This is a genomic window from Novosphingobium sp. HII-3, assembly GCF_002916655.1.
Taxonomy (GTDB): domain Bacteria; phylum Pseudomonadota; class Alphaproteobacteria; order Sphingomonadales; family Sphingomonadaceae; genus Novosphingobium; species Novosphingobium panipatense.
This window is the reverse complement of sequence record NZ_PPSM01000055.1, coordinates 1-6,195: the sequence shown is the minus strand read 5'-3', so window position 1 is coordinate 6,195 and position 6,195 is coordinate 1. Positions and strand designations below refer to the sequence as shown.

Annotated in this window: 6 protein-coding genes and 2 pseudogenes; 2 read left to right on the top strand and 6 right to left on the bottom strand. The window is 60.8% G+C overall.

Annotated elements, in window-relative coordinates:
* From C2R25_RS16470 to C2R25_RS16460, 3 genes and pseudogenes are all read right to left on the bottom strand, one after another.
* Nucleotides 1–125, bottom strand: a pseudogene (locus C2R25_RS16470) (ATP-binding protein); the annotation flags it as partial.
* Between the two features lie 226 nt (nucleotides 126–351).
* Nucleotides 352–1,389 carry an IS110 family transposase gene (locus tag C2R25_RS16465; RefSeq protein WP_103730256.1) on the bottom strand — a complete coding sequence of 346 codons (1,038 nt, stop codon included), beginning with the start codon at nucleotides 1,387–1,389 and terminating at the stop codon, nucleotides 352–354.
* Between the two features lie 93 nt (nucleotides 1,390–1,482).
* Nucleotides 1,483–2,240, bottom strand: a protein-coding gene (locus tag C2R25_RS16460) for an IS5 family transposase (RefSeq protein ID WP_103730255.1) whose coding sequence is annotated in 2 segments (ribosomal slippage) — nucleotides 1,483–1,907 and nucleotides 1,907–2,240 — 759 coding nt in all. Because the reading frame shifts where the segments join, the coding sequence is not laid out codon by codon here.
* 211 nt (nucleotides 2,241–2,451) lie between these two features.
* On the opposite strand from C2R25_RS16460, the gene C2R25_RS16455 reads away from it, so the two are divergent.
* The gene (locus C2R25_RS16455; protein ID WP_146049687.1) at nucleotides 2,452–3,585 is read left to right on the top strand and encodes a glycosyltransferase family 4 protein; all 1,134 of its coding nucleotides are present in this window, start codon (nucleotides 2,452–2,454) and stop codon (nucleotides 3,583–3,585) included.
* On the top strand, nucleotides 3,563–4,663 hold the full coding sequence (locus C2R25_RS16450; protein WP_233204088.1) for a glycosyltransferase family 2 protein: 1,101 nt from the start codon (nucleotides 3,563–3,565) through the stop codon (nucleotides 4,661–4,663). The genes C2R25_RS16455 and C2R25_RS16450 overlap by 23 nt, the downstream gene beginning before the upstream one ends.
* A gap of 124 nt (nucleotides 4,664–4,787) precedes the next feature.
* On the opposite strand, the gene C2R25_RS16445 is transcribed toward C2R25_RS16450, so the two are convergent.
* The 3 genes and pseudogenes from C2R25_RS16445 to C2R25_RS16435 all read right to left on the bottom strand — a co-directional run.
* Nucleotides 4,788–5,135, bottom strand: a complete 348-nt coding sequence (locus tag C2R25_RS16445) for an alginate export family protein (protein WP_255400471.1) — start codon at nucleotides 5,133–5,135, stop codon at nucleotides 4,788–4,790.
* Between the two features lie 72 nt (nucleotides 5,136–5,207).
* The gene (istB, locus tag C2R25_RS16440; RefSeq protein ID WP_103730252.1) at nucleotides 5,208–5,984 is read right to left on the bottom strand and encodes an IS21-like element helper ATPase IstB; all 777 of its coding nucleotides are present in this window, start codon (nucleotides 5,982–5,984) and stop codon (nucleotides 5,208–5,210) included.
* A gap of 15 nt (nucleotides 5,985–5,999) precedes the next feature.
* Nucleotides 6,000–6,195: pseudogene (locus tag C2R25_RS16435) on the bottom strand (IS21 family transposase); the annotation flags it as partial.

Here is a 6,195-nt window from a genome sequence, read left to right as displayed (position 1 = left end):
AGGGCCCCGGTGAGGCGTTCGGAGCCGAACACCGATGTCCACTCATCGAAGGGAAGATTGCTGGTGATCAGCGTGCTGCCGCGTTCGTACCGCTGGCTGAGCACCTCAAACAGCAACTCGCTGCCTAGGGTCAGGATCTGTAATTGCAGAGCTAGGCGGTGTTGATCCCTTGAGGGTTTCATGGATCTGTCCGCACTGGCCGAGCCGGAGCTGGTCGTGCTGTATCGGGTCTCACAGAGGCGAACGTTGCATTGACTCGACGCGGGCTTGTCGGCCCATCTGACTACCTTCGCAGATCGTTCGTCCCTGCGTTCCCTCGCGGGACACCGCCCTCGGATCAGCTTTGACGCTTCACCGCTGGCAAACAGGTTCTATCCTACCTCGCGCCTGGAACAAAGTGCCATCGCGCAGCATGGCATGCATGATGACTGCGAGGCGGCGGGCAAGGGCGACGCGAGCCTTCTTCAGGCCGCGACGCTTGGCGATCTTCATGGCCCATGTTTTCAGGGCGAAGGTCTCACGGCTCCGGGTGAGGATCGAGTTGGCAGCTTCGTACAGCAGTTTACGTACGGCGCCGTCACCCTGTTTGGTGATCCTGCCTGTCCAGTCGAGCTCGCCCGACTGATGGCGTCGGGGTACAAGGCCGAAGTAGGCCCCGGCATTGCGTGATTGTCGGAAGCGTCCGGCTTCATCGACTGCAGCGGCGAAGGCAGCAGATGTCTGCACGCCCACGCCCGGTATGGTCATCAGGATTTCGCAGGCCTGTGACTGGCTAGCGATGAGCCGCAGGCGGCGGTCCATTTCCTTGATCTGTTGGACCAATTCCGTGCGCACGGACAGCAAGGATGCGATGGCATCGCCAAGGCCCGGAATGTGGGCGGCCTGCATGATCCGTTCGAGGAAGGCCTTCCCTTGACCTGCGCCGGGTCGATAGCCGAACGTCGCGCAGAGACCGCGGATCGTATTGTCGAGCCGGACACGCGCTTCCACCAAATGGCTGCGTGCGGTGATCACGCTGCGAACGCCATGCGCTGCCGGAGATTTGACATGCACCTCCTTGTAGAAGCCGGTGCGCGCCAACTGTGCGAGGCCGGCGGCATCGTGAGGATCGGTCTTGTTCGCCTTCATTGTCTTGAGGCTCTGGTGCGCCTGGCGGGCATCGATGCACACCACCGGGACATCCAGTTCACGCAGACCAAGGCAGATCGCCGGCGACATGCGGCCCGTTTCGATCACCGCCCGCTCGATTGGCCCGTATCGCTCCAACATCATCGCGATCGCCTCCGGAGAGCTTTCCACCTTCTCCGATACGACCTTCCGACCATTGTCATCAACGATACAGACCTGCGTGCTTTCCATCGACAGGTCCAATCCGGCATAGTGCTTCATGGCTGCTTCCTTCCTTCAGGATTCGACAACCAGAAGTGTGCGCCTCAACCGAGGTCCGAGGGAAGCAGCCGCAATTACACGATGACTCATTGATCACAGCCAGAAGATGATGGTTGCGGCGAGAGCGATGGCGGAGAAGAAAACGGAGGGGCAGCGATCGTAGCGCGTTGCAACGCGGCGCCAGTCCTTGAGGCGGCCGAACATGATCTCGATGCGGTTGCGGCGTTTGTATCGGCGCTTGTCGTATTTAACGGGTTGGAGCCGGGATTTTCGGCCAGGAATGCAAGGCTTGATACCCTTTGCCTGCAAAGCCTCCCTGAACCAGTCGGCGTCATAGCCGCGGTCGCCCAGCAGCCATTTGGCTTTGGGCAAATCGTCCAGCAGAGCCGCAGCGCCGGTATAGTCGCTGATCTGCCCCGCGGTCATGAAGAAGCTCAAGGGGCGGCCGTTGGCGTCGGTGACGGCGTGAAGCTTGGTGTTCATGCCGCCCTTGGTGCGGCCGATCAGGCGCCCGAGATCCCCTTTTTAACCCGCAGGCTCGAAGCCGTGCGGTGAGCCTTCAAATAGGTCGCATCAATCATGACCGTCGCTGGTTCGGCACCTTCCGCGGCCAGCCCTTCCATCATGCGAAGGAATACGCCCATTTCGCCCCATCGCTTCCACCGGTTGTACAGTGTCTTGTGGGGGCCATACTCCTTGGGGGCATCGCGCCAGCGCAGCCCATTGCGATTGACGAACACGATGCCGCTCAGCACCCGTCGATCATCAACCCGCGGCTTGCCGTGGCTCTTGGGAAAGTAAGGGCGCAGACGATCCATCTGCTCGTCAGTCAGCCAGTACAGGTCGCTCATTCTCAGTCTCCTCACGGAGCCTGAATCAGATCACGCCTTTCACATCAATGGGTCCTGACCCTAGGATCATGTAGATATTGAGGCATCGCCGCGAATGCCTGAACAATGTTCCCTGAAAATTGCTCCCAAAGGCATAGGTGTAATGCCGAACACGGCTGCCGCAGGGAACAAGAGTTCACTCCGTTTTGAGGGCATGCTTCAGGGTTTCTAGATGAAATTGGATCAATCTCGGCCCACTCGGGTCGCTTACCTCGTGCATGACCTTCACGACGCGGCGGTACAGCGCCGCTTCACCTTGTTGACGGGGGAGGGCATGGACGTTCGGCTGGGTGGATTTCGCAGGCATGGCACTGCACCGGGGTCCCAACACTCGGGGCAGCTTGACCTTGGGCGCACGATGGATGCCCGGCTCGTGCGCAGGGCGATGTCGGTCCTGCGCCATCTGATCTGGCCCCGAAGTGTCAGGGTGCTTTGTCGGGATGTTCCGGTCATCATGGCGCGAAATCTCGAGATGCTGGCGCTTGCATGCCGGGTCAGAACAAAGGGGCAGCGTCTCGTCTACGAGTGCCTGGACCTCCACCGTCTGATGCTCGGGTCCGGGTTCACGTCACGTCTGATGCGCTGGATGGAACGGCGGCTGCTTGCCCGGACGAACCTTATTCTCGTCAGTTCCCCGGCCTTTGCGAGGGAGTATTTCGGCAGCAGGCAGGGATGCTCGAATGACGTTCTTCTCGTCGAAAACAAAGTGCCGTCATTACCGCGTGCTGAAGGTAGACGGCCTCGTGAAGAAGGCGGAACGGTCATTATCGGCTGGTTCGGCATGCTCCGGTGTCGCCGCAGCCTGCAGCAACTTAAGACGATCGTGCAGCAGGCACGTGGCAAGGTGGAGGTTCTCGTTGCCGGCATTCCCAGCCCTGCCGAGTTTCCCGACTTTGAAGCGCAAGTGACCGCACGCCCCGGAGTCACGTATCTGGGCCCCTACACGCAAGATGATCTGCCCGCCCTGTACGCGCGCGTCGATTACGTTTGGGCTATCGACTACTTCGAAGAAGGCCTCAACTCCAGATGGCTGCTTCCCAATCGGCTTTACGAGGGTATCGCGCATGGGGTGGCGCCCATCGCTTTGCGCGGCGTCGAAACCGGACGATGGCTCGAGGAGCACGGTGTGGGCCTTTTGGTCGATGATCCGGTCGGGGAGCTTGCCGATAAAATGCTGACCCTTTCGGATGAAGCGCAAAGGGCGATGCGGCTGCAGTTGGGAAGACTCCCGCAGGAAGCGGTGATCCAGACCGCTCCCGAGCGCCGAGCGATAGCACTGGCAGTTGCGGGGTGTCGTGATGCGTAAGGATATAGCTGCCGATAGCATCCTGATAGTGGTGCCGTGTCTGAATGAGGAAGCGCACTTATCCCTGCTGCTGCCGCAGTTGCTGAAGCAGGCGGGCGATGCGTCGGTGGTCGTGGCTGATGGCGGAAGCGTGGATCGCAGTCGCGACATCGTGCAAGCCTTGAGCCGTGTTCATCGCAATCTGATTCTGATGAACAATCCTGGCAAGACGCAGAGCGCTGCAGTCAATCTGGCGGTTCGCGTGCATGGACAGAAGTGCCGCTGGCTCCTGCGGGTCGATGCCCATGCCATTTACCCCGACGACTTCATTCAGCAGCTTATCCGTGCAGCGGCAGAGAGGAATGCGTCTTCCGTGGTCGTACCCATGATCACCAGAGGTCACGGTTGCTTCCAGAAGGCGGCCGCCGCAGCCCAGAACTCCGTGCTGGGTACGGGTGGTGCCCTCCACCGCTCCGTGGGCCCGGGCGGCTGGGTGGATCACGGTCATCACGCGCTCATGGACCTGACCCTCTTCATGCAAGTTGGGGGATACGATGAAGGGTTCGTCGCCAATGAAGATGCGGAGTTCGACCGGCGGCTGATATCCGCCGGTGGACGAATCTGGCTGGAGCGAAAGGCGATGATAACCTATTTCCCAAGGAAGACGGCAGGCAGACTGTTCCGGCAGTACCGCAACTATGGGAGGGGCCGAGCTCGCAATCTCAGGCGGCATCCGGTACCGGTGCGTCTGCGGCAGATGCTGCCACTGATGGTCACGCCGGCCGTCGCGGCCGCGACGTTGGGCCTGGTTATGGCAAGTCGGTGGCCCGAAGGGCTGCTGATGGCGCTGCCTGCCTTTCTCTGGTTGACCGTCTGTCTGGTGGGAGGCGTACTTCTTGGCCTTGAGGGCAAGTGCTGGTGCAAGGCTTTCTCTGGCTTTCCGGCGGCGATCATGCATATGGCCTGGTCGCTCGGGTTTGTGGAGGAAGCACTGGATGGCAAGCCCGTCCACGAAGCGCCGTCCCCTCTGGTGTTCAGCCCGCCCATCGGACAGGACTGCTCACCCGAGGAGCGACAGGGGTTCATGGTCTTGAACTGAGCGGCTTTGTAAGCGTGGGGTGGGCGACTGCCGCAATCTCACCCAATTCGGATCATCTCACGAAGTCCTTTGTAGTCCGGGAGCGTTGCGGACGGAAGCGTTCTCTGCGGGAGCGCACTCAACTTCAGAAGCGGAAAGTCACGTAACCCGCTCCGTAGAACAGGTCCCGGCCGGGCTTGAACTTTTCCGACACGTCTCCGTAGATCGTGTAGAAGCCGAGGGTGGTGAAGGGATTGAGCGTGTAGCGGCCTGCAGCCGTCGCGCGTTTGCCGAAGAAGCGTGAATCGGTTTCATTGCCGCTACGCAGTACCTGCCCACCTAGAGAGTACACGCCGTCCCGTATGGACGTGCGCCAGAGGCCGGCCACGGAGAAGTCCAGCGTCAGTTTGCGCAGCGGTTGCAACGTCAACATCGGTTGCACGATCGTCAGGTTCTGAGTGCGTATTTCAGAAGTTCTGGACAGCCGTTTCACAAAATCGCGGACAGGCGTTTCGCTAAGTCCCGGACAGTCGGCGCAGTTTGGTCATAGGTGCCTTGTTGTGGTTCAGGCGGTTATGATTTCGGCTTTCTCTATGTCGGTCAAGAGGGGCGCGGGTCGGCTTTTGCGCATGCTGTCGCCTTCGAGTGTTATGCGGTGGGCATTATGTACCAGGCGGTCGAGGATGGCGTCAGCGATCGTGGGGGCACCGATCATTTCGTGCCACTGAGCGACCGGTAACTGAGCCGTGATCAAGGTGGATTTACGCTTGTAGCGCTCCTCGAAGATTTCAAGCAGATCGCCGCGCTGCTGCTCGGTCAGCCCATGGCTACCCCAGTCGTCGAGCACGAGCAGTTGGATGCGGGTGAGCTTGTCGATCAGGCGCGGGAAGCGGCCGTCGAGCCGGGCCATTGCCAGATCTTCGAACAGTCGGGGCATGCGAACGTAGAGTACCGAGTAGTCGAGCCGGGCTGCCTGACGGGCGAACGCACACCCCAACCAGGTTTTCCCCGTACCGGTTGGCCCTGTAATGATTAGATGTTCATGCGCCTTGAGCCAGTCGCCCTGCGCAAGCGCCAGGACGCTGCGGCGATCCAGCTTGCGGTGCGCGGCGAAGTCGATGTTCTCGATACAGGCGTCGCTGAATCGTAGTCGCGCGGCCGTAAGCCGGTTGGCGAGCCGCTTGTCACAGCGCATCGCCATCTCCCGATCGAGCATCAGCCCGAGCCATTCGTCCCGGGAGAGCCCTTCGCTTCCCGCCTGTTCGGCAAGTTCACGGTAAGCACTCGCCATCCCGGCGAGCCCCAGCGTCTGCATCTGGTCCAACATGGGGTGTGTCAGCATGATCGTCGCTTCCTTTCACTGATAGTAGACCCCACCGCGGATGTTGCCGTGCGATGGAGCTGGCCGGATCGGTTCTTGGGCAGGACTGGCCTGATCCAGCCCGGATTTGAGGATCGAGAGGACCGAGGCATATGTGGTGGCCTCGATTGCCAGCGCGCGGTCACAGGCCGCATCGAGACGGACATGGCCATAGCCGCGCCCTAGCGAGAGG